Annotated in this window: 22 protein-coding genes and 1 tRNA gene; 9 read left to right on the forward strand and 14 right to left on the reverse strand. The window is 42.0% G+C overall.

Annotated features, from left to right (window positions below):
* Position 1: 1 nt before the first annotated feature.
* The 7 genes from QHT84_RS00520 to QHT84_RS00550 form a co-directional block, all read right to left on the reverse strand.
* Positions 2 to 226, reverse strand: coding sequence for a hypothetical protein (locus QHT84_RS00520; protein WP_283237579.1), 225 nt, complete (start codon positions 224 to 226; stop codon positions 2 to 4).
* 196 nt (positions 227 to 422) lie between these two features.
* Positions 423 to 2,846, reverse strand: coding sequence for a ribonucleoside-diphosphate reductase subunit alpha (locus tag QHT84_RS00525; protein WP_283237580.1), 2,424 nt, complete (start codon positions 2,844 to 2,846; stop codon positions 423 to 425).
* A gap of 237 nt (positions 2,847 to 3,083) precedes the next feature.
* The gene (locus QHT84_RS00530) at positions 3,084 to 4,061 is read right to left on the reverse strand and encodes a ribonucleotide-diphosphate reductase subunit beta (protein ID WP_283237581.1); all 978 of its coding nucleotides are present in this window, start codon (positions 4,059 to 4,061) and stop codon (positions 3,084 to 3,086) included.
* Between the two features lie 862 nt (positions 4,062 to 4,923).
* Entirely contained in the window at positions 4,924 to 5,421 is a 498-nt protein-coding gene (locus QHT84_RS00535) for a hypothetical protein (protein ID WP_283237582.1), read from the reverse strand.
* 65 nt (positions 5,422 to 5,486) lie between these two features.
* Complete coding sequence (locus tag QHT84_RS00540; RefSeq protein WP_283237583.1) at positions 5,487 to 8,885, reverse strand: hypothetical protein; 3,399 nt, start codon at positions 8,883 to 8,885, stop codon at positions 5,487 to 5,489.
* A gap of 103 nt (positions 8,886 to 8,988) precedes the next feature.
* Positions 8,989 to 10,242, reverse strand: a complete 1,254-nt coding sequence (locus QHT84_RS00545) for an aspartate kinase (RefSeq protein ID WP_283237584.1) — start codon at positions 10,240 to 10,242, stop codon at positions 8,989 to 8,991.
* Positions 10,242 to 10,715 (reverse strand): GNAT family N-acetyltransferase, encoded by a 474-nt coding sequence (locus QHT84_RS00550; protein ID WP_283237585.1) that lies wholly within the window; start codon positions 10,713 to 10,715, stop codon positions 10,242 to 10,244. The genes QHT84_RS00545 and QHT84_RS00550 overlap by 1 nt, the downstream gene beginning before the upstream one ends.
* Positions 10,716 to 10,857: 142 nt before the next feature.
* Here QHT84_RS00550 and fbp point away from each other — a divergent pair, with 142 nt between their 5' ends.
* Entirely contained in the window at positions 10,858 to 11,865 is a 1,008-nt protein-coding gene (fbp, locus tag QHT84_RS00555) for a class 1 fructose-bisphosphatase (RefSeq protein ID WP_283237586.1), read from the forward strand.
* Between the two features lie 108 nt (positions 11,866 to 11,973).
* Here fbp and QHT84_RS00560 read toward each other — a convergent pair whose 3' ends face one another.
* Positions 11,974 to 12,405, reverse strand: a complete 432-nt coding sequence (locus QHT84_RS00560; RefSeq protein ID WP_283237587.1) for a tellurite resistance TerB family protein — start codon at positions 12,403 to 12,405, stop codon at positions 11,974 to 11,976.
* Between the two features lie 148 nt (positions 12,406 to 12,553).
* Here QHT84_RS00560 and QHT84_RS00565 point away from each other — a divergent pair, with 148 nt between their 5' ends.
* The 3 genes from QHT84_RS00565 to QHT84_RS00575 all read left to right on the forward strand — a co-directional run bounded on the left by QHT84_RS00565 (position 12,554) and on the right by QHT84_RS00575 (position 15,321).
* Entirely contained in the window at positions 12,554 to 13,147 is a 594-nt protein-coding gene (locus tag QHT84_RS00565; RefSeq protein WP_283237588.1) for a HupE/UreJ family protein, read from the forward strand.
* A 140-nt stretch (positions 13,148 to 13,287) separates the two neighbouring features.
* Entirely contained in the window at positions 13,288 to 13,719 is a 432-nt protein-coding gene (locus QHT84_RS00570) for a deoxycytidylate deaminase (protein WP_283237589.1), read from the forward strand.
* Positions 13,720 to 13,752: 33 nt separating this feature from the next.
* Positions 13,753 to 15,321, forward strand: a complete 1,569-nt coding sequence (locus QHT84_RS00575) for a S41 family peptidase (RefSeq protein ID WP_283237590.1) — start codon at positions 13,753 to 13,755, stop codon at positions 15,319 to 15,321.
* A 2-nt stretch (positions 15,322 to 15,323) separates the two neighbouring features.
* Here the strand turns inward: QHT84_RS00575 and QHT84_RS00580 are convergent, their stop codons facing one another.
* The 3 genes from QHT84_RS00580 to QHT84_RS00590 are packed head-to-tail and all read right to left on the reverse strand — an operon-like array spanning position 15,324 to position 16,747.
* Positions 15,324 to 15,932 carry an FAD-dependent oxidoreductase gene (locus QHT84_RS00580; RefSeq protein ID WP_283237591.1) on the reverse strand — a complete coding sequence of 203 codons (609 nt, stop codon included), beginning with the start codon at positions 15,930 to 15,932 and terminating at the stop codon, positions 15,324 to 15,326.
* A 3-nt stretch (positions 15,933 to 15,935) separates the two neighbouring features.
* Positions 15,936 to 16,133: a hypothetical protein gene (locus tag QHT84_RS00585; RefSeq protein ID WP_283237592.1), complete on the reverse strand. Its 198-nt coding sequence runs from the start codon at positions 16,131 to 16,133 to the stop codon at positions 15,936 to 15,938.
* A gap of 38 nt (positions 16,134 to 16,171) precedes the next feature.
* Entirely contained in the window at positions 16,172 to 16,747 is a 576-nt protein-coding gene (locus tag QHT84_RS00590) for a MarC family protein (RefSeq protein ID WP_283237593.1), read from the reverse strand.
* A gap of 85 nt (positions 16,748 to 16,832) precedes the next feature.
* On the opposite strand from QHT84_RS00590, the gene QHT84_RS00595 reads away from it, so the two are divergent.
* Positions 16,833 to 17,405, forward strand: coding sequence for a DUF3109 family protein (locus tag QHT84_RS00595; protein WP_283237594.1), 573 nt, complete (start codon positions 16,833 to 16,835; stop codon positions 17,403 to 17,405).
* Positions 17,406 to 17,438: 33 nt separating this feature from the next.
* Here QHT84_RS00595 and QHT84_RS00600 read toward each other — a convergent pair.
* A tRNA-Ala gene (locus QHT84_RS00600) sits at positions 17,439 to 17,512 on the reverse strand.
* Positions 17,513 to 17,682: 170 nt separating this feature from the next.
* On the opposite strand from QHT84_RS00600, the gene QHT84_RS00605 reads away from it, so the two are divergent.
* The 4 genes from QHT84_RS00605 to QHT84_RS00620 are packed head-to-tail and all read left to right on the forward strand — an operon-like array spanning position 17,683 to position 19,910.
* Complete coding sequence (locus QHT84_RS00605) at positions 17,683 to 18,447, forward strand: enoyl-CoA hydratase/isomerase family protein (RefSeq protein ID WP_283237595.1); 765 nt, start codon at positions 17,683 to 17,685, stop codon at positions 18,445 to 18,447.
* 3 nt (positions 18,448 to 18,450) lie between these two features.
* The gene (locus tag QHT84_RS00610; RefSeq protein ID WP_283237596.1) at positions 18,451 to 18,624 is read left to right on the forward strand and encodes a hypothetical protein; all 174 of its coding nucleotides are present in this window, start codon (positions 18,451 to 18,453) and stop codon (positions 18,622 to 18,624) included.
* 38 nt (positions 18,625 to 18,662) lie between these two features.
* Complete coding sequence (locus tag QHT84_RS00615; protein WP_283237597.1) at positions 18,663 to 19,112, forward strand: 6-pyruvoyl trahydropterin synthase family protein; 450 nt, start codon at positions 18,663 to 18,665, stop codon at positions 19,110 to 19,112.
* A 45-nt stretch (positions 19,113 to 19,157) separates the two neighbouring features.
* Positions 19,158 to 19,910: a UDP-2,3-diacylglucosamine diphosphatase gene (locus QHT84_RS00620; RefSeq protein ID WP_283237598.1), complete on the forward strand. Its 753-nt coding sequence runs from the start codon at positions 19,158 to 19,160 to the stop codon at positions 19,908 to 19,910.
* A gap of 76 nt (positions 19,911 to 19,986) precedes the next feature.
* Here QHT84_RS00620 and QHT84_RS00625 read toward each other — a convergent pair whose 3' ends face one another.
* Positions 19,987 to 20,304 (reverse strand): GIY-YIG nuclease family protein, encoded by a 318-nt coding sequence (locus tag QHT84_RS00625; RefSeq protein WP_283237599.1) that lies wholly within the window; start codon positions 20,302 to 20,304, stop codon positions 19,987 to 19,989.
* A 62-nt stretch (positions 20,305 to 20,366) separates the two neighbouring features.
* A complete protein-coding gene (gene recJ / locus QHT84_RS00630) occupies positions 20,367 to 22,055 on the reverse strand; it encodes a single-stranded-DNA-specific exonuclease RecJ (RefSeq protein WP_283237600.1) in 1,689 nt (562 codons plus the stop codon).
* Between the last annotated feature and the right edge of the window lie 23 nt (positions 22,056 to 22,078).

Here is a 22,078-nt window from a genome sequence, read left to right on the forward strand (position 1 = left end):
TTTACTCTTTTTTGTTGGCCAAAAAGAAATGATTGGATTTCTTCGGGTATTGGTTATAACTCTTATCGCTGGGATTGGCGATGACCGATTTGATGTTGATTTCGTCGCCGACTTTAAAATTGGCTACCGTATATTGATAATCCAATAAATATTCCCCGCAGAAATAATTGCCGTTTTCGTCTTTCTCGATAAGGCCGGTGTAGATTCCTTTTTTTTGTTTTGACATGATTTTTACCGATATTAAATCCCTAACGGGATTGCCCTAGCCCCGATTGCAGCGGCATCCTTTTTTGATTGCCGCGGGTTTTAACCCGTGGTAATTGAAAAAGATACAGCGGAAAGCGGGAAATAGCTTCTAAAATTAATCAAAAAACAGCCATCTCGTGACAGCTGTTTTTCAATTATAATTTGTTATGTTTTTATTATGATCCGCACATTTCGCAATCGTCACCACCATTGGCGGCGGCGGCGCGCGCGCGTTCTACCATAGCGGCAAAATCCTCGGCGGTCATTTCGCCGTTTTCGGTGGGCGCTACCACTTCTACCGCTACCGGCTCGGCGGTTGGCTCTGCCTTTTTCTCGTTGTTCAACGTAAACTTGATGGCGTCTACCGCGGCTTTGGTTCTCAAGTAATACATTCCGGTTTTTAAGCCGCTTTTCCAGGCGTAAAAATGCATCGAAGTGAGTTTGGCAAAGTTGGCATCCTGCATGAACAAGTTCAAGGATTGCGATTGGTCGATGAAATACCCACGGTGACGCGACATGTCGATAATATCTTTCATCGACATTTCCCATACCGTTTTGTACAATTCTTTCAAATCATCCGGAATACGCTCAATGTTTTGCACCGAACCGTTGTGACGCATGATTTCCTGTTTCAACTCTTCGTTCCACAAACCGCGTTTTACCAAGTCTTCCAACAGGTGTTTGTTTACTACGATAAACTCGCCCGACAATACACGACGGGTGTAAATGTTAGACGTATACGGCTCGAACGCTTCGTTGTTCCCTAAGATTTGAGACGTAGAAGCGGTTGGCATCGGCGCCATCAACAAGGAGTTGCGCACGCCGTGCTTCATCACGTCTTTGCGCAAAGCAGCCCAATCCCAACGTCCGGATAACTCTTCGTCTTTGATGTTCCAAAGGTTGTGTTGGAACAACCCTTCCGAGATAGGCGATCCTTTAAAGGTAGAATACGGTCCTTCTTCTTTGGCCATTTCCATCGACGCCGTTACGGCAGCAAAATACATGGTCTCAAAGATGTCTTGGTTTAATTGTTTGGCTTCGTCACTGGTAAACGGCATACGCAACAAGATGAAGGCATCGGCTAACCCTTGTACGCCCAATCCTACCGGACGGTGACGCATATTCGAATTCTCGGCTTCTTGCACCGGATAGTAATTGCGGTCGATGACTTTATTTAGATTGCGGGTCACGCGTTTGGTCACATTGTATAACAATTCGTGGTTAAATTTTCCGTTTTCCACAAACATCGGTAACGAAATAGACGCTAGGTTACACACCGCAATTTCGTCTTCGGAGGTGTACTCCATAATCTCGGTACACAAGTTAGACGAGCGAATGGTTCCCAAATTCTTTTGGTTCGATTTGCGGTTGGCCGCGTCTTTGTACAACATGTACGGTGTTCCGGTTTCGATTTGTGACTCGAGGATTTTCTCCCACAATTCGCGCGCTTTGATGGTTTTGCGACCACGTCCTTGTGCTTCGTAAGACGTATACAAGGCATCGAATTCGTCGCCGTATACATCGTATAAGCCCGGACACTCATTCGGACACATTAACGTCCAGTTGCCGTCTTCTTCCACGCGCTTCATAAACAAGTCACACATCCACATGGCGTAGAACAAATCGCGGGCTCGCATTTCTTCTTTTCCGTGGTTCTTTTTCAAGTCGAGGAAATCCATGATGTCGGCATGCCATGGCTCAATATAAATGGCAAAACTTCCTTTGCGTTTCCCGCCGCCTTGGTCTACGTAACGTGCCGTGTCGTTAAATACACGCAACATCGGTACAATGCCGTTAGACGTTCCGTTGGTGCCGCGAATGTACGAACCCGTGGCGCGTACATTGTGGATAGATAATCCGATACCGCCGGCCGATTGTGAAATCTTAGCGGTGTTTTTTAACGTATCGTAAATCCCGTCGATGCTGTCGTCTTTCATGGTCAACAAGAAACATGAGGACATTTGCGGTTTTGGTGTCCCGGCGTTGAAAAGCGTTGGCGTGGCGTGCGTAAAGAACTTCTTCGACATTAAGTCGTAGGTTTCAATCACCGCATCCAAATCGTCTAAGTGAATACCTACGGACACGCGCATTAACATGTGTTGCGGACGCTCTACAATTTTACCGTTGATTTTTAATAAATACGAACGCTCTAAGGTTTTGAACCCGAAATAGTCGTAGTTAAAGTCGCGGTTGTATATGATGTGTGAGTTTAAGAACTCGGCATTTTTTTGGATGACCTCATACACCTCATCCGAAAGCAGCGGCGCTGCCTGATTGGTTCTCGGATTCACATAGTGGTACATTTCACTCATGGTTTCCGAGAAGGATTTGTTGGTGTTTTTATGCAAGTTGGAAATAGCAATACGGGCGGCCAATTGCGCGTAATCGGGGTGTGTTACCGTCATGGCGGCGGCCGTTTCGGCGGCCAAATTATCGAGTTCCGAAGTGGTTACTCCGTCATATAAACCTTCAATAACTTTCATCGCCACTTTTACAGCGTCTACCAATTCATTCAAACCATAGCATAGTTTTTTAATTCTATCCGTGATTTTGTCAAACATTACCGGTTCCTTATGACCGTCTCTTTTTACTACGTACATACTTGTTAGGTTTTGTGAAACAGCAAATCCCTTCACTGCTTCGAGTTACTTGTTTTTTTTGTTAATCCCTTAACGTGCGGCTGTTTTTCCGCGGTTATTATAAGAAGCTTACCGGCTGTTCGCTGAATCTTTTCAAGTGTTCTCGATACTTTGCTTCGCAAAACTCGAACTGACGTAAAAAGGATGCCGCTGCCATCCGGGCTAGGCTACTGTGTAATTCAGAACGTGAATTATTGTTTAGAAATCAGCGTCGAAACTGATTTTTTGATCTTCGGTATCTTTCGACATCACGCCGGCCTTTTGGTATTCGGCCACGCGTTTTTCGAAGAAATTGGTTTTCCCTTGCAGTGAAATCATGTCCATGAAATCGAAAGGATTGGTTGAGTTGTACACTTTTTTACAGCCTAATTCCACCAACAAACGGTCGGCCACAAACTCTAAATATTGTGTCATCAAGGTGGCGTTCATTCCAATCAAACTTACCGGCAACGACTCGGTGATAAACTCGCGCTCGATAGTCAACGCATCGGTAATGATTTCCGTAATTCTCGCTTTCGATACTTTGTGTACCAAATGGTGGTTGTGTAAATGCACGGCAAAATCGCAGTGTACGCCTTCGTCACGCGAAATTAACTCGTTTGAGAAGGTTAACCCCGGCATCAATCCGCGTTTTTTTAACCAATAAATCGAACAAAATGCCCCCGAGAAGAAGATGCCTTCTACCGCGGCAAATGCAATCAAACGCTCGGCAAACGAATCCGATTTGATCCAACGCAACGCCCATTGTGCTTTTTTCATAATGGCCGGAAACACTTCAATGGCATGGAACAACTCGTTCTTTTCGGCTTCGTCTTTTACATAGGTATCAATCAACAACGAATACGTCTCACTGTGAATGTTTTCCATCATAATTTGAAACCCATAGAAAAATTTGGCTTCCGGATATTGCACTTCGTTGACAAAGTTTTCGGCTAAGTTTTCGTTTACAATCCCGTCGGAAGCTGCGAAGAATGCCAAAATATGTTTGATAAAATATTTTTCATCTTCGTTCAACTTGTTGTTCCAATCCGATAAATCCTGGTGTAAATCGATTTCTTCGGCCGTCCAAAAACTGGCTTCCATTTTTTTATACCAATCCCAAATGTCATGATGTTTGATTGGGAAAATCACGAAACGGTTTTTGTTTTCTTGTAAAATTGGTTCGATAGTGGCCATTTGAAATTTAAATTTTGATTATTAGGGCTAATTTTTCCTGAAATCTGTCTGTTACAAAGATTGTCAAACCAAACGGAAAATGAAAGTCAAACTTATTCACAATCGGCTCTAGTTTTTAACAAAAAAGCCACTTTGCTGTCTTTTTTACGATATTGGCAATATATTGATTTTCAGTAGTTTAAAAATAATAAAAATCAAAAAAAGCCCTAAAATAAAGGAAGTTAAGAATTTACTGATGGTGAAATTTTAACATTTTAAAGTCTTCTTAAAACACCATTCTTAGGATAAAAAAAAATCATTTTTTGGTCAACAAAAAATACTATCTAAATAGTGTTGATAATTTTTAAAAAAACAATCCTAAAATATTGTTTAAAATCATAATTTTGAAAAAAGAAAACCGACATAATATATAATTACATCGGTTCCTTTTAATTATTCTATCTTTCGATAAATAATTTCACCACATCAACTATTAAGCGGGTCAAACTTATTAAAGGTGCGGTGAGTCTCCAAAATTTGAGCCAAGGACTTTCTGAGTCTGTAGGCTCTTTTTTTATGGCGTACATGTTACAAAGGTTATCAAACCAAACGGAAAATGAAAATCAAATTTATTCACAATCGGCTCTAGTTTTTAACAAAAAAACAGCTTGGTTCTCTTTTTTACAATTTTCACAATGTTTTGATTTTTAATTATTTAAAAATGATAAAAATCAAAAAAAGCCCTAAAATAAAGGAAGTTAAGAATTTACTGATGGTGAAATTTTAACATTTTAAAGTCTTCTGAAAACGGCCTTTTACGCCCAAAAAAAAGAGCGGTTTTCCCCTTGAAAAAACCGCTCTTTGAAAAGTGTACGTTTATTTCTTATTTGTCATCCGAAATATAGGTTTTATTACCATTAGAGTTGATGTAATAACGTCCTCCTCTTGGCCCCGTATACACTTTTTTACCTTTATAGGTTCCGGTTACCTTATCTTTATTATTCTTAGGTGCTTTCTCGTTAGTGACCCTTTCTTTTACTTCTTTCTTGGCTTTGGCTTCGGCTTTGTTGGCTGCGGCTTTGGCTTTCCCTTCCGCTGAACGAGCTTGTCCGGTAGCTGAAGCTTTATTTTCTTTAAAACGTTTGTCCGGAGTACCGTCTTTTTTTAAAGGGGCTTTGGTCTCCGTTTTGTAACGCTTATCAGGCGTGCCGTCTTTTTTCAAAGGCACTTTGCTCTTTTCGGCTTTGGCTTTGGCTTCTTTTTCTTGAAGTGTTTTTTCAGAGGAGGCCTTGGCTTTCTTCATTTGGTCTGTCAATTTTTCTTGTGCCGTGCCGTTTAGAACAAAGGCAAAAAGAAAACACATTAAAAATAATTTTTTCATGGTGGTCAAATTAAGATTACGTGACTAAAGTTACTAAAAAAATAAATGCAACGCCTTACAATATGTTAAAAATAAGCTCTTAATTGTACATTTCCGGTATGAATGGTTTGACTGGTCTCTGATTTTCTACCCTGATAATTGATGTTGATGTCTAAATATTGTGTCAGGTTTTTTTGCAACAACAAACGCCAGGTAAGGTTTTTTCCGGGTTGCAACCCTTCAAGCATTTGGAAAGCCGCCGGAAGCAACGCATTTCCGGTAAACTTATTATCATATAGCGAAAACTCACCGTTAGCCGTAATTTTTTTCTCGCCGGCATAGGAGAATGACGTTCCGAAACGATGTTGGGTTAGTTTCTCGGCCGTACCCATTTGGTTTTCCTTGTTTTGCCATTCGTAAAAAATATCCCAACTGGCATTCTTATTAAATAAATAGGAGATTTTCGGGTTGCATTGATACGCTTGTATTTCAAAATTTTTACCGGCATAGTTTTCAGAATACAAAGAACTCAAGGTCGTTTTGCTGCTCAGCGTAAACAACCACGTTTTTTGAACCAAATGCGCATATTGCAATTGATGAGACACATTTTCGCTTTCCTGAGCTCCAACCGAAAGTAAGCTTTTCAATCGGTTTTGGGTAAAATTATAGGTCACCGAATGCCTTTGCTTCCCGCGATTGTAAAACAAACTATTGCGAATACTGATGTTTAAGCCTAATAAATTAGCCTCCGAAGAAGCAAACGGATTCAAGTCGAAATTATCGCCGCTTCGCGCTATCTTTCGTTCCACCAAATAAGAAGATACATTGTAAAAATACGACAATACCTTTTTAAACCCTTGGGCATTTTGCCAATTGATAGGGTTCAACGTTAGGGATTGTGAAAATCGGTTTTGGTGCGTTTTGACAAAAATCTGATTCGGTAAAAAGACTCTCACATACTTAGCTTGATCGGGAAACGGCGCCACTTCAAACTCCTGCAACTCCTGTATGCCGTTATTATTGTAATCTATCCAGGCATAAACCCCTTGGCCGGGTTCGACTTCGAGATAGGTAAACTCCTGTTGTGCAATAGTCCCCGAAGTGGTCTCATAGGCGGTGGTAACTTGCATCAATTGGTTAAAATACCGGTCATTGTACAACAAACGGGAATTCAATGACGGTTCATTGCCGCGCTCGGGGTCGGTAAACTTCAAATTGCGGTAATTCACAAACAACGATAAACTCGATTTATCGGTTTGTATCAATTTGGATTTCACATAATACGATTGCGAAGTGTTGACCCTTTGCAGTATGTTATTTTGTAAACTGTCGTTCACGCGTTGCAAATACCCCAATTCGACAAACACTTTGGTGCTGTCGCCCCGACCCACAAAAACGCCGTATTCGGTAAACCGCTGACTCAAAGCCGACAACTGATTCGTGGCTGCCAATCGCTCTTTATTGTCTTCCAAATGCAAACTCCCGCCAATCCAATTCTTTTTAAAATGATAACGCGCCTGCGATTGGTTTCTGATGAATGTAGAGGTCGCGTAATTGCCGTCGCTGCGCAACAAACTGGCCTGCTGTTGCAGGTTCCATTGCTTGAGTGTGAAGAGTCCGTTTACCGTGTGGCGGTTTCCGGAGAAACTTTTGGAAAAATCCAACTTTTCAAATTGATAGGTGAGTTTTCCTTTTTGAGGCAACACAAAATCCAATCCGTTAACCAACAAACTTTGATTGCCGGAGAACGTAGTTAAGTTCCAATCGCGGTTGAATTCGATGTTGAACAAACGCTCAATGGTTCTGAAATTTTCTTGCACAAACTGATAATTCCCAAAAGCGTCCACTTGCCATTTCTTACTCAACAATCGCTGCTTGAATTGAAGTTTCCCGGCCAAGCCTTTATTGTCGCCGTCGTCTAAAGAAGAAAACAAATTTTGATCGTTATTACTCACGCCCAATTCAAAATCGACAGCCGTTTTTTCGTTCGGTTGGTAAGCTCCTAAAACCGTGGCAATCTGAATTTTTGTGGGCGCTATCAATCGGGTAATCGGTTCGTAATTGCCTTGTGGCACGCCGGCAAGCGGCGCCACATATTCGTAAATTTTACCGATGGCTCCGGTGTTCGTCAAAATGTAATTTCCCAGGTTATTGCCCACCAACGTAAACTTCACACTGTACAATTCGTCATCGGGATTGTTCGAATATTCAAAAATGTCCACACCATTCACAACCACTTTCTTGTACAAAATTTTGTTCTCCGAATAGCTGTCTAAGTAGGCCGAAGGCGCATTCATCAAATTCACATTGTCGCCGGCATTGGCTAAAACGGCGACTTGCTCGGTGGAGAGATTTTGTTGTAACGGTTGATTTTTTACATCATTCTCCGAATACAAATAACCACCCAAACGCCATTGCTTGGCTGTATGCTGAGCACCGCCATAGGTGACAAATCGAGTATAATTGCGATCCGAATATTGGTATTCGATGACAATACGCATTTCAGACGTAATCGGAAACAAAGAGGTAAACGTAATTTCTCCGGCATTGTAGTCGATGATGTAATCGTTGTTCTCGCCGCGCTTCTTGAGTATTCCGTTGACATACACCCGCTCCGACCCCGAAATCACCAAAACATACAACTCCCCGTTGTTGCCGCGCAGTTTATACGGCCCCTGATTGCCTTCCTGACCTGTAAAATTACTTTTGGCGTATTGTCCGCGGACCAAAGCAGCGGCGGCAAAAACTTCGGTTTTGTGTGCCTCCTTGCCAAAAGTAAACCGTGTAGACAACCCTTGAACCTTTTTGTTGAAATTTAAAAACTTGGATTGCCGGTTTTCGAGAAATAAATCCCCGGCGCGAATGCTCCACTGGTCGGTAAACAACTCGATAAAAATTTGGTCAAACTCATCCAGTTTTTGCGAATACCCATTGTCTTGTAACGGAATATTGGAGTCTTGTATCGAAGCCCTGAGCGATACTTTATCGGAGATTTTACCGGTGATTTGCAAATCGAGATTGGAAGTTACCGACGCATTTTGGTTGTTGCCTAACGTCACACCGCGCGTAATACTTCCGGAGGTATTCAAACCGTCAAAAGGCACAAATTTTTTAACGGGACGAGCCACCTGGACCAAGGTTCCCGCTTCGTTGGAAACCACTTTACTGTCATCGTAAATGCTGTAGGTTTTGGTCAGCACCTCAGGGTATTTGAGGTAATGCACCGTGATGCTGTCTTGTGTAGCCAAAGGCTTTTTAAAGATAAATTTCCCGGTTTTAAAATCGACTTTGTAATACGACGTATCTATTTCCGTACCGTCGCCTTGTTCGAGTTTGAAGTAACTCGGATTGATGCTCGTTTTCTCAACGGCTATGGTATCGGTGGAAACGGCTGCTTTTTGGGAACGGTACAACGACTTAATATCCTGAGCCGAAAGCTCGGAAATCCCGAATAACAACATGAACAACAACCCTTTTTTTAACATACACTATAGAAACGCAAGAAACGTTTTTTGTGTATAAAGATAGCCACGAATACCCCAATTTTTTATAGTTCTCTGAAAAATAGGCTGTATTCGTGGCTGTTATTTACTCTTTGGTAACCACTTGCATGGTTTCTCTGGAAATTTGTTTCAGCAGTACGGTTTTGTCTTTTTCTACCATTTCGGCTGCTTCTTTGGTGAAATGACGGATGGTGTAAAGCGATACATTTTCGTTGTAAGCGACTTTGAACTTTTTGGCCAAAATCGATTTCAATTCGTTAAAATTTCCAAATTTATCTTCAACACACACCGAAAAACTAATAGCGGAATTTTGGATAAGGCTGACTTTGATTTTGTATTGATGCAGCAAGGCAAAAATCTCGCTGATGTTTTCTTCCATGATAAATGAAAAATCAATAGAAGAAAGGGAAATCAATAACTGATTTTTCTTCACGATAAAACACGGACTTTGCGGCTCTAAATCCTTGCCTTTCGACACACTCGTACCCGGCAACAGCGGATTGACAAACGATTTTACAAACAACGGAATCTCCTTTTTTTGCAACGGCTGTAAGGTTTTCGGGTGAATAACCGAAGCCCCGTAAAACGCCAACTCAATAGCTTCGCGATAGGAAATTTGATTCAACAAAACCGCGTTATCAAAATACCGCGGGTCGGCATTCAATACTCCCGGAACATCCTTCCAAATGGTCACACTTTCGGCACTTAGGCAATAGGCAAAAATAGCCGCGGTGTAATCGGACCCTTCACGACCCAAAGTGGTTGTGAAATTGTTTTCATCCGAACCTAAAAACCCTTGGGTAATGTTGAGCGATTTCTTTTTGATTCCTTTGCTGATAAGCTGTTGCGTTTTTTCCCAATCGACATTGGCATCGCGATACGTATTATCGGTTTTGATAAAATTGCGCACGTCAATCCAGTTGTTTTTCAAACCGGCTTCAGCAAAATAATAACTCACGATGGTCGTAGACAAAATTTCTCCGTAACTCACCACTTGGTCGTACACAAAATTATAATTGGGCGATTTGTTGCTTCGGATAAAATATTCCAAATCGGCAAAATGACTGTTCACGGCAAAGTACACATCGTGCTCTTCATCTTCAAACAAATCCATCAAAATTTGGTAGTGGTATTTCTTTACTTCCTGTAACGAAGAATGCAACTCATTCGATTTCTCGAAATAATTTTTAATCACTACTTCTAAGGCATTTGTGGTTTTTCCCATCGCGGAAATCACCAAAAGCGTGTCTTCGTGACCCACTTTTTCCAACACACTGAATACGTTTTTAATACCGTCGGCATCTTTAACCGAGGCGCCACCAAATTTGAAAATTCTCATTATAATTTACTTAAAAATTCTTTTATTCCTTGTTCATTCATTTGCACTACGCGCCAATCGTCTAACACTTTGGCGCCCGATTTCAGGTAAAAATCCACGGCGGGTTTGTTCCAATCGAGGACATTCCATTCGATGCGGCGCACACCGTCTTTTTGGCCTTGCTCGATAATTTTGGTGTATAATGCCAATCCCAAACCGGTGCCGCGCATTTTTTCGGTTACAATTAAATCCTCCAAATGAATCGTTTTGCCTTTCCAGGTTGAGTACCGGTAATAGTACAACGCCATACCTACAATTTGGTTATCCGCTTCGGCTACAAAAGTGTGAAACAGCGGATGGTCGCCAAAACCATCGCGCTCCAAATCGGCCACGGTAACCACCACGGCATCGGGTTCTTTTTCAAAAACAGCCAACTCACGAATGAGTTCCCATACGGCTTTCATGTCTTTTTTTTCTCCCTTACGGATGTTCATTCGGTATCCTTTTTTTGGTTTGTAATCCTCCGACCTTAAGGTCTTGCGCCAACAAAAATACGATTAATAATTTCTTGGTGAAATACATTTTTTCTTTCCCATTTTTATCGATATTTGCACCCACAACTACAACGATTTCGTAATGGAAGAACGCAACAAAACGTTAGGTGAGTTTATCATCGAAAAACAGGAAGAATTTAAATATTCTTCGGGGGAATTATCCCGCATTATCAACTCCATCCGATTGGCCGCCAAAGTGGTCAATTACAAAGTAAACAAAGCCGGTTTGGTCGATATCGTCGGCGCTGCAGGTGACCAAAACATTCAGGGTGAAGACCAGCAAAAACTGGATGTATACGCCAATGAGATTTTCATTCAAACCTTAATCAACCGCGAGATTGTATGCGGCATTGCCTCGGAAGAAAACGACGATTTTATTACCGTAGCGGGTTCCGATAAAAGTCACAGCAATAAATATGTTGTTCTTATGGATCCGCTCGACGGTTCATCCAATATCGATGTAAACGTTTCGGTAGGCACCATTTTTTCGGTTTACCGCAGGGTTACACCTATTGGCACTCCGGTTAGTATCGAAGATTTTCTGCAACCCGGAACCCAACAAGTGGCCGCCGGTTACGTTATTTACGGCACCTCAACCATGTTGGTATACACCACCGGTCACGGCGTTAACGGGTTTACGTTAAACCCCGCCATCGGTACGTTTTATTTATCACATCCCAACATGCAATTTGCCAAAGACGGCACCATTTACTCTATCAACGAAGGCAATTATGTACACTTCCCGCAAGGTGTAAAAGACTATATCAAATATTGTCAGCTCGAAGAAGGCGATCGCCCGTACACGTCTCGCTACATTGGCAGTTTGGTGTCTGATATTCACCGCAACATGATTAAAGGCGGTATTTATATTTACCCAACAAGCTCCAAATCGCCCAACGGAAAATTGCGTTTGTTGTACGAGTGCAACCCTATGGCGTTTATTGCTGAGCAAGCCGGCGGAAAAGCCTCTGACGGTTTTGGCCGCATTATGGAAATCCAACCGACGGCCTTACACCAACGCGTACCGTTTTTCTGCGGGAGTTACAATATGGTGCAAAAAGCGGAAGCGTTTATGGCGAAGTACGTCTAAAACCACCGGAAAAGACACGAGACATTCAGAAAAACAAAAAAGGCAGGAAAATAAATTTTTCCTGCCTTTTTATATTGAAGTGAACTTATGGCGAATGCCATTTTCGTTTTATTTATTCATATGTGTCATCTCGTAGACAAACGTATCCGAATCGACGTTCATCACCAACAACGACAACGCTTTGTCAACGATATAAGGTACATTACCCGGTGTAAATCCTAAAGCTAAGGCAAACTTTGTCAGGATTTCTTTTTGTTTTGGCCCTAATACATGATCGGCATACACCATGCGCGACAAATCATACAAACGCTCCAAACGCTGTACGTGTAAATAAGGCGGATTAATAGGATATTTTAAAGGATTTTCTAAAATCTCTTCGTATTCTGCCGGTGAAATCTCCAAACGAACGGCCAACTTATCCAAAAATTCTTTTTCCTCTTTGCTCATATCGCCGTCGGCGGTGGCCACACGTACAATAGCCGAAAAATGACCTTTATTTCTGGCTTTAAATTCGCTATCAAATAAATCTGAAATAGACATAATAGTATCGGTTTTTATGATGCAAATATACGCCTATTTCCGTTTGTAAGAAATCAATTTTCAAATGTTTTTCGTCGATTTTGGGTTTTATTTTGGAAAGGCATTCAAAAATAATTGTAAGTTTACGTACCAAAACAACTTAACTACAATGTCTGACTTCTGGATATACTTCAATATCGGATTAAAACATGTGCTTAACATCAACGCCTACGACCACGTTTTATTCCTGCTGGCGCTTACCGTTCCGTACGAGTTTAAATCCTGGAAACGCCTGCTGATTCTGGTTTCGCTTTTCACACTCGGCCATACACTCGCCTTGTTTTTATCGGTATTCAATATTGTAAAAGTGCAGCCGACCTGGGTCGAATTTCTCATTCCTATTACCATTCTCATCACCGCCTTGTACAACATCGTCATATCGGGGAAATCGGCCAAAAAAGACAGCCTTTCTTTTACCGGTATCGTTACAGTCTTTTTCGGTGTCATTCACGGTTTGGGCTTTTCCAATTACTTCAATGTATTGCTGCCCGGCAAACCTACCGATAAGTTATGGCCGCTTATCGAATTTGCGCTCGGTATCGAAGCCGCGCAAATCATCGTCGTTCTCGCCGCTTTACTCTTGGCCTATGTGGTTCAAACCTTGCTTAAATTTTCCCAACGCGACTGGGTGCTGATCATTTCGGCCTTTATCGTCGGCGTGGTGGTTCCCCTAATTTTGCAAAGTGAAATTTGGGTTAAATAAATTGTTTGGAAGCTAAAGGTTTGGGTATATTTGCTATCCCTATTCCCGCTATCTGTTCCAATCTTTTTTAAAGGACTCCCCTTTAAAAAAGGATTTCCACGGCTATCGGGGCTACAAGGGAAACCATTTGACTTTTGGGTATGAAAGAAAAAAAACAACAAAAATATGATGTCGCGTACCTACGCATCGCCTCCGAATGGAGTAAACTGTCGTATTGCAAACGCAAGCAAGTCGGCGCCATTATCGTTCGCGACCGCATGATTATCTCCGATGGCTATAACGGCACGCCTTCGGGCTTTGAAAACTGCTGTGAAGACGATGAAGGATTAACCAAATGGTACGTACTGCACGCTGAAGCCAACGCGATTTCCAAAGTAGCGCGCTCTACCCAAAGCTGCGAAAATGCCACGCTATACATTACCTTATCGCCTTGCAAAGAATGCAGCAAACTCATTCACCAATCGGGCATCAAACGCGTGGTGTATCACCACGGTTACCGCGACGAATCGGGCTTGGATTTCCTGCGAAAAGCCGGAATCGAAGTCAGCCGTATTGAAGATTTAGAACTGTAACCTTTTCATACGAATACTCAGCCTGTTGCGACTATGAAATCGAAAGAAAAATACTTACCCCTGTTACTCTTCTCCTGCGTTGCCTTCGGAGTCGTGATCGGCGGTATGCTCAATTTTCCGAAGCGAACCTTATCCAAAAAAAATGCGAGCAAGGCCAAAATTGAACGGCTCATCGATTTCATCGACAACGAATACGTAGACGATGTCAATTCGGACTCTATTGTCGATTTAACAGTGAACAGCATTTTAGCCAATCTCGATCCGCATTCGGTATACATTCCGCCCAGCGAACAATCCTCAGAAGCCGAACTCATGAAAGGCGATTTTGTAGGCATTGGGGTTAACTTCTACATGTACAACGATACCGTTACGGTAGTCAAACCTCTGGAAAACGGACCGGCCGAAAAAGCCGGCATCAAGGCAGGCGACCGTATTTTATATGCCGATAAAGCCAAACTCTTCGGACGTAAATTACCAACCGACAGTTTGTACAACAAATTAAAAGGTGAAGAAGGCTCGAAGGTGCTACTCACCGTATACCGAAAAAGTACCCGAAAAACGTTACGCCTCACCGTGGTTCGCGATGTAGTACCGATTAAAAGTGTGGATGTAGCATTGCCGTTAAACAAAACGACCGGCTACATCAAAATCAATCGCTTTGCCGAAAACACCTACGACGAATTCCGCACCGGTTTGGAAACACTCAAAAAACAAGGTATAACGACCTTGATTATCGATTTGCGCGACAACGGCGGCGGTTATTTGGAAAAAGCGGTTGAAATTGCCGACGAATTATTGAAAGACCAAGAACTCATTGTATTCACTAAAAATAAAAAAGGAACCATTACCAAAACCTTTGCTACTGAAGAAGGCATTTTTGAAACCGGAAGAGTGTTTGTTTTAATTGATGAGAATTCGGCCTCTGCCAGCGAAATTGTAGCCGGCGCCATTCAGGACAACGACCGTGGCACGATAGTAGGTCGTCGCTCTTTCGGAAAAGGGTTGGTGCAGCGCGAAATGGATTTTGACGACGGTTCGGCCGTGCGCTTAACCACGTCTCGTTACTACACGCCAAGCGGTCGATCGATTCAAAAACCGTATGTAAAAGGCGAAAGCGAAGCCTACGTGCACGATTTTGAAAAACGTTTTGAGAGCGGCGAATTGTATGCCAAAGACAAAATAAAAGTGGCTGATTCCTTAAAGTTCAAAACCAAAAAAGGTCGCATCGTTTATGGCGGCGGTGGTATTGTCCCCGATATTTTTGTGCCGCTGGAAGTTAAAAAAGGAGAAGAAAACCTGGCTTACATTTTAAACTCGGGCGTCGTAAGTCATTTTGTTTTTGAGCAACTCGACCAAAATCGTAATGCGTTTAAGGGAATGAAACTACAATCTTTAATAACCAGCCTGCAACGAGATAACCGTTATGTCAATCAATTTGAAGCCTATCTCAAAGAAGCCGGTTTAGACCTATCGATGCAAAACAATTTACCTCTAGTCAAAAAACACATCACGGCGGAAATGGCCCGACAGCTTTTTGGTGAAAACCAATACTATCAAATTTTATTGAAAGACGACCCGATGATTAAGGCGATTGTAAAGTAAAATTATTTGCGAATACTGTCGTGTACTTGTACATGAACGCCGTTATTCCACAACGTCAAAATATCAGTAGCCACGGCAGCGCCGCTCCCGGCCGCAATAGTTAATTGGCTGCGCCAACCGGCTAAGGTTCCGGTGACATAAATGCCTTCGGTCACTTTGTGATCGGTATTTCTGAGTTGGATTCGATTCTTTTCCGGTATCACTTTTTGATGTGGCATCACAAAGGCTTCCAAACCTTCAATCGTGAACGGATTTCCGGCACCGATGCTGATGACCACAATTTTGGCGGTATACTCATTCTTGTTGGTTATAACCGAAAAATTTCCGGCTTCGCCTTCAATTTTCATAACTTTTTCACCCGGAATTTGGGTAATGTGAGGATACTGTTGTTGTAAGTGATTAATGCTTTCTGCTAACAAATCGGATCCCAGTGTTCCGGCCGGGATGCCGTAAGCATTATTGAAAAGCGCCTCTTGTAAAGACGATGCTTTTTGATGGGTTACGATGCCGATTTTCTTATCGGCGGCAAATGGTTTGTTTTGGGCTGAGCCCAACAATAAAGCGCAAGACATACCCGAAACACCACCACCGACAATCAAGACATCAAACATGGCTTAGTTTTTTAGCTTATCTTCTATTTTCTTGGACATTCTGAAAATCAGCAGAATCAAAACAGCACAAAAAGAAGCGGCAATGCCTATCAGCGCCACAATACTGTCTCCCTCGAAAGGCTTATTAAAATCAATGAGGTAAATGTTGACCATAATCAAGGCCACGGCAATTACGATAAGTATGTTGGTAAAAATCTTCATAGCGGTAATTTGTGAAGCAAAAGTACTAATTTTTAAAGTTACACAAACAACCCTTTAACATTAGCCGCAAATAATTTAACAGCAATCGCTAACAAAACTACCCCGAAAACTTTTCTGATGATGCTCAGTCCGTTTTTACTTAACATCTTTTCAATTTTTGAGGAGGATTTTAACACCACATACACCAAAATAATATTCAACAAAATGGCAATGATGATGTTTATCGATTGGAACTCGGCACGCAATGACAGTAACGTCGTCATGGTTCCGGCTCCGGCAATAAGCGGAAATGCTATCGGAACAATGGAGGCCGAGTTGGCTTCTTCATCACGGTATAATCGTATGCCGAGTATCATCTCCAAAGCCAAAAAAAACAATACAAAAGAACCCGCCACAGCAAACGAATTGACGTCAATACCGATTAGTTTGAGGATTTCTTCCCCCACAAAAAGAAACGCAATCATGATTCCGGCCGAAACCAAAGAAGCTTTTTCCGACTGAATATGACCAAATCTGGTTCTTAAATCAATAATGACTGGTATACTTCCCACGATATCAATCACGGCAAACAAGACCATAGTCGCCGTTGCAATTTCTCTAAAATCTAAATTCATACCCAATTATTTTTGGCAAAATTACGGTTTTAAACAGTGCGTATGGCTATTTCATTTGTACTTTTGCTTCCGTTAAATGATTGTCATGTTTCAACTGGGAAAAACCATTGTATCTGAGGATATTCTTGAAAAAGATTTTGTGTGCAACCTTTCGGCTTGTCACGGCGCTTGCTGCGTAGACGGTGATGCGGGCGCGCCTTTGACTGAAGCGGAAACCAAAATTCTGGAAGAGATTTATCCGAAAGTCAAACCGTTTTTGCGCCAAGAAGGAATAGAAGCCATAGAAAGATTGGGCACTTGGGTGGTGGGCACCGACCAAGATTTGGAAACACCACTCATTGACAATAAAGATTGCGCTTACGTTATTTTTGACGGAAAGACAGCCCTTTGCGGGATTGAACAAGCCTATAATCAAGGAATTATCGATTGGAAAAAGCCGGTTTCGTGTCATTTGTATCCGGTTCGTGTCAAAGATTTCAGCGAATTTGCCGCAGTGAACTACGACCGTTGGGACATTTGCAACGATGCTTGTACTTTGGGGAAAGAACTGCAGGTTCCGGTATATAAATTTGTCAAAGAAGCTTTGATTCGGAAATTCGGATCCGATTGGTACGCCGAGTTGGAAAAAGTGGCGGAAGAGTTGAAAAACGAGAAATAAAAAAAGCCTGAATCAATGATTCAGGCTTTTTTGTGGAGAAGATGGGGCTCGAACCCACGACCTCTTGACTGCCAGTCAAGCACTCTAGCCAACTGAGCTACATCCCCAATATTTAAATTCAAACACGACCTTCCCGATTACCATCGGGACACGCTAGCCAACTGAGCTACATCCCCGTATTTGAGAGCACAAATATATAATTTTATCCCAATAAAAAACAACTCAACACCTATCTTTTTTGAGATTTGTTGTAAATTTACCGTAAATATTCCTTTTTATGTCTGCCGAAAATACCCACGGATTTATCCAAACGCATATCGAAAACAGCATTGCCTTCCTTACGTTCAGTCACCCTGCCGGGAATTCATTTCCCAGTGACTTATTGGAAAAACTCACCCAAGAACTCCATTCCCTCAGCACCAACAATCATGTCAATGTCATAGTGTTGCAAAGCGAAGGGAAAACGTTTTGCGCCGGCGCTTCTTTTGACGAATTGCTTTCCATAACGAACCTTGAAGAGGGTAAAAAATTCTTCTCCGGTTTTGCGAATGTCATCAATGCCATGCGCACCTGTTCTAAAATCATCATCGGAAAAATACAAGGGAAAGCCGTTGGTGGCGGCGTTGGCTTAGCCGCTGCTTGCGATTTTGCCTATGCCTACCAAGACGCTTCGGTTAAATTATCGGAGATTGCCATTGGCATTGGTCCGTTTGTGATTGAACCCGCGGTTTCCCGAAAAATCGGAAAAACCGCCATGACATTTTTAACCTTACAACCCAATGCCTGGCAAAATGCCGATTGGGCTGTTGCTAACGGACTTTATGCGGATGTCTTCGACAGTTACGGAGAATTGAACGACGTCACTTTGGCTTTGGCCCAAAAATTAGCCGGCTACCATCCGGAAGCTTTGGCTGAAATGAAAAAAGTATTTTGGGAAGGTACGGAACATTGGGATACCCTTTTATACGAACGAGCCGCTATTTCGGGAAAATTGGTACTATCCGACTTTACTAAAAAGGCACTCCAGGAATTTAAAAAATAACGTATGCGACTGATTTCTTTGCTACAGCAAGTCAATATTGATGAAAAAATTAAAAACGCTCCCGACAACGGTTACTTAATCGGCGTTTGGATTGGCTACATTTTGCCCTTTGCCGTTTTAGCAGGCTTGGCTTGGCTCCTGTATCGCAAGGCCAAAAAAAGACAAGACGAGCTGTAGTTATATTTTACTAAATTTGCAGCGTAAATATTGATGCGATGAGTAACATCCGAATTACCAAACAATTCTCTTTCGAAACCGGTCACGCGCTTTACGGCTATGACGGCAAATGTAAAAATGTGCACGGACACAGCTATAAGTTATCGGTAACGGTAATCGGACAACCCATTACCGATACTTCTAATGTGAAGTTTGGTATGGTAATCGACTTTTCAGACTTGAAAAAGATTGTGAAAGAAGAAATTGTCGATGTCTTCGATCACGCGACGGTTTTTAATAAAAATACGCCACACATAGAATTGGCCAACGAACTCAAAGACCGCGGTCATCATGTGATTTTGGTTGATTACCAGCCAACCAGCGAGAATATGGTCACCGATTTTGCCCAAAAAATAAAAAATCGTTTACCGAAAAATATCGCCTTACATTCTTTAAAACTCCAAGAAACCGAAACTTCCTTTGCCGAATGGTATGCTTCAGACAACTAATTTGTCACACTGAGCTTGTCGAAGTGCTTTTACAATCCAATTGATATGACCATCTCACCCAACAAAAAAATCTATTTTGCCTCCGACCAACACTTTGGGGCTCCGACTGTGGAAGCCAGTTTTCCTCGCGAGCAAAAATTTGTGACGTGGTTGGATGAAGTAAAGCAAGACGCTGAGGCCATTTTCTTATTAGGCGATTTGTTCGATTTTTGGTTCGAATACAAAACCGTAGTACCCAAAGGTTTTGTGCGTGTTTTGGGCAAGTTAGCTGAAATTCGCGATAGCGGGATTCCAATTTACTTTTTTGTAGGCAACCACGATTTGTGGATGCATGATTATTTCGAAAAAGAACTGAACATCCCGGTGTATCACGACAATCAAGAGTACGAATTTAACGGCAAGACGTTTTTAATAGGCCACGGCGACGGTAAAGGGCCTGGCGACAAGGGTTACAAGCGTATGAAGAAAGTCTTTACCCATCCGTTTTCCAAATGGCTGTACCGATGGTTGCATCCGGATATCGGCATGCGATTGGCACAATATTTATCAGTGAAAAACAAACTCATTTCGGGCGATGCCGATGTCAAATTTTTGGGCGAAGAAAACGAGTGGTTGATACAATACTGCAAACGAAAACTGCAAACCAAACACTACAACTATCTGGTTTTTGGCCATCGCCATTTGCCGATGGTGATTACGGTTGGCGAAAATGCGGAATACATTAACCTCGGTGATTGGATTGGCTATTTTACGTATGGTGTTTTTGACGGTGAGACTTTTGAGCTGAAGAAATATTGATGATGAAATTTTCCTAAGTCTGCTTGTCATTTCGAACGGAGCTGAGTGAAGAGAGAAATCACATATCAATTAAAAACTACTCAAAGTGAAGATTAAGGAATTCAAAAGCCGGATTAAATTCTTTAATCAAGTTTAGCTTCTTCTCTCTCCTCCATTTTTTCAATTCTTTTTCTCTTGCTATTGCTTCTTGTACCCATGTGTATCTCTCATAATACACTAAAAATTCCAAATTGTATTTTGAAGCAAATGTTTTATTTCCGACGATGATATTTTCTTTATGCTGTTCTAATCTCACTTTAAGGTTATTTGTCATTCCGATGTAATAAGTCGAACGGTGTTTATTAGTGATGATATATACATAATAACTGTGAAAACCTTGCTGAGAGTAAAACATAATTATCTAATCAATTTGATACTATAATATGATTTCTCCTTCGTCGAAATGACAAAAACACATTACCTTATATCCTTCAACCGCAATTGGACTGAAACCTTCCCGTTGAATTCGTTTTCGTCTATGCAATACACGGCGTCAAAAGGCTGCTGGTTTTTGACCAAATCCAATTTCTTTCCTAAACCAAAACCAATTGCCCCAAATCCGGGAGAATTATTTTGCTTGACATATAGTTTCAAATGGTCTTCATCGACACCGATACCTTTGGCGTAACCCGTATCTCTTACGCCTTTGGTCATAAAGACCGGTGTCATATTTTGCGGTCCGAAAGGTTCAAATTGGTTCAAAATTCGGAGTAACTTTTCGTTGATATCGGTCAAATTAATTTCGGCATCCACTGTAATTTCGGGAGTTAGCAAATCGGGGTGAATCGTTTCTTCCACCGTTCTCTCAAAGGCTTCTTTAAACGCTGCATAATTCTCTTCCTTCAAAGTCATCCCGGCGGCATACCTATGTCCGCCAAACTGTTCCAAATGTTCGGCACACGCTTCCAAAGCATTGTAAATGTCAAAATCTTTGACCGACCGTGCCGACGCGGCCAACTTGTCGCCGCTTTTGGTAAATACTATCGTAGGGCGATAATAGGTTTCCGTCAAACGCGACGCTACAATGCCGATAACGCCTTTGTGCCAATTTTCTTGGTAAACGACAGTGGTAAATTTTTTAGTTTCGTTGTTCTCGGTGATTTGCGACAAGGCTTCGGTGGTAATTTGTTTGTCTAAATCTTTACGGTCGCTGTTGTGTTGTTCAATTTCCGAAGCAAAAAATTCGGCTTGTTCTAAATCGTATTCTGTCAGCAAGGCAACCGCTTCGTTACCGTGTTTGATTCTGCCTGCGGCATTAATACGTGGCGCGATGATAAAAACGACATCGGTTATGGAGAGCGTTTTCTTTTTGATATTTTGAATCAAAGCTTTGATTCCCGGTCGCGGGTTACTGTTAATGACTTCCAAACCAAACTTGGCCAAAACCCTGTTTTCACCGGTAATCGGAACGATGTCTGCCGCTATGGCCGTAGCTACTAAATCCAAATAGGGCACTAAATCTTCAACCGTTTGGTTTCGATTTTGTGCCAAGGCCTGAATCAATTTAAACCCAACACCGCAGCCACACAATTCGTCATACGGATAGTCACAATCGGCTCTTTTAGGATCAAGTACTGCCACAGCTTCAGGCAACGTATCGCCCGGACGATGGTGATCACAAATGATAAAATCGATGTTTTTGGCTTTGGCATACGCCACATGATCGATGGATTTAATCCCGCAATCCAAGGCAATAATCAAGGTAAAGCCATTGTCATCGGCAAAATCAATGCCTTGATACGAAACCCCATAGCCTTCGTCATACCGATCCGGAATGTACGTAGCTACATTGGGATAAAAACGTTTCAAATAACTCGATACCAAAGAAACCGCTGTAGTACCGTCGACATCGTAATCGCCAAACACCAAAATATTTTCGGCATTGGCAATAGCTGTTTCAATTCGAGCTACCGCTTTGTCCATATCTTTCATCAGATACGGATTGTGTAAATCCGCCAAACTCGGTCGGAAAAACTGTCGGGCGTCTTCATATGTTTCAATGCCTCGCTGTACCAAAAGCATCGCAATCAACTCGTCTACTTTGAGTTCGGCCGCCAGAGCGTTGACTTTTTCGGGAGATGGTTTGGGTTGGAGTGTCCAGCGCATGATTATTTTTGAATTGCTAAGAG

This window comes from Flavobacterium sedimenticola, assembly GCF_030053345.1.
In the GTDB taxonomy this organism is placed as follows: Bacteria; Bacteroidota; Bacteroidia; order Flavobacteriales; family Flavobacteriaceae; genus Flavobacterium; species Flavobacterium sedimenticola.

Excerpts from the sequence above, each read along its gene's own strand:
- QHT84_RS00520 (WP_283237579.1), bottom strand. The coding sequence starts at position 226 with ATGTCAAAACAAAAAAAAGGAATCTACACCGGCCTTATCGAGAAAGAC.
- QHT84_RS00525 (WP_283237580.1), bottom strand. The coding sequence starts at position 2,846 with ATGTACGTAGTAAAAAGAGACGGTCATAAGGAACCGGTAATGTTTGAC.
- QHT84_RS00530 (WP_283237581.1), bottom strand. The coding sequence starts at position 4,061 with ATGGCCACTATCGAACCAATTTTACAAGAAAACAAAAACCGTTTCGTG.
- QHT84_RS00535 (WP_283237582.1), bottom strand. The coding sequence starts at position 5,421 with ATGAAAAAATTATTTTTAATGTGTTTTCTTTTTGCCTTTGTTCTAAAC.
- QHT84_RS00540 (WP_283237583.1), bottom strand. The coding sequence starts at position 8,885 with ATGTTAAAAAAAGGGTTGTTGTTCATGTTGTTATTCGGGATTTCCGAG.
- QHT84_RS00545 (WP_283237584.1), bottom strand. The coding sequence starts at position 10,242 with ATGAGAATTTTCAAATTTGGTGGCGCCTCGGTTAAAGATGCCGACGGT.
- QHT84_RS00550 (WP_283237585.1), bottom strand. The coding sequence starts at position 10,715 with ATGAACATCCGTAAGGGAGAAAAAAAAGACATGAAAGCCGTATGGGAA.
- fbp (WP_283237586.1), top strand. The coding sequence starts at position 10,858 with ATGGAAGAACGCAACAAAACGTTAGGTGAGTTTATCATCGAAAAACAG.
- QHT84_RS00560 (WP_283237587.1), bottom strand. The coding sequence starts at position 12,405 with ATGTCTATTTCAGATTTATTTGATAGCGAATTTAAAGCCAGAAATAAA.
- QHT84_RS00565 (WP_283237588.1), top strand. The coding sequence starts at position 12,554 with ATGTCTGACTTCTGGATATACTTCAATATCGGATTAAAACATGTGCTT.
- QHT84_RS00570 (WP_283237589.1), top strand. The coding sequence starts at position 13,288 with ATGAAAGAAAAAAAACAACAAAAATATGATGTCGCGTACCTACGCATC.
- QHT84_RS00575 (WP_283237590.1), top strand. The coding sequence starts at position 13,753 with ATGAAATCGAAAGAAAAATACTTACCCCTGTTACTCTTCTCCTGCGTT.
- QHT84_RS00580 (WP_283237591.1), bottom strand. The coding sequence starts at position 15,932 with ATGTTTGATGTCTTGATTGTCGGTGGTGGTGTTTCGGGTATGTCTTGC.
- QHT84_RS00585 (WP_283237592.1), bottom strand. The coding sequence starts at position 16,133 with ATGAAGATTTTTACCAACATACTTATCGTAATTGCCGTGGCCTTGATT.
- QHT84_RS00590 (WP_283237593.1), bottom strand. The coding sequence starts at position 16,747 with ATGAATTTAGATTTTAGAGAAATTGCAACGGCGACTATGGTCTTGTTT.
- QHT84_RS00595 (WP_283237594.1), top strand. The coding sequence starts at position 16,833 with ATGTTTCAACTGGGAAAAACCATTGTATCTGAGGATATTCTTGAAAAA.
- QHT84_RS00605 (WP_283237595.1), top strand. The coding sequence starts at position 17,683 with ATGTCTGCCGAAAATACCCACGGATTTATCCAAACGCATATCGAAAAC.
- QHT84_RS00610 (WP_283237596.1), top strand. The coding sequence starts at position 18,451 with ATGCGACTGATTTCTTTGCTACAGCAAGTCAATATTGATGAAAAAATT.
- QHT84_RS00615 (WP_283237597.1), top strand. The coding sequence starts at position 18,663 with ATGAGTAACATCCGAATTACCAAACAATTCTCTTTCGAAACCGGTCAC.
- QHT84_RS00620 (WP_283237598.1), top strand. The coding sequence starts at position 19,158 with ATGACCATCTCACCCAACAAAAAAATCTATTTTGCCTCCGACCAACAC.
- QHT84_RS00625 (WP_283237599.1), bottom strand. The coding sequence starts at position 20,304 with ATGTTTTACTCTCAGCAAGGTTTTCACAGTTATTATGTATATATCATC.
- recJ (WP_283237600.1), bottom strand. The coding sequence starts at position 22,055 with ATGCGCTGGACACTCCAACCCAAACCATCTCCCGAAAAAGTCAACGCT.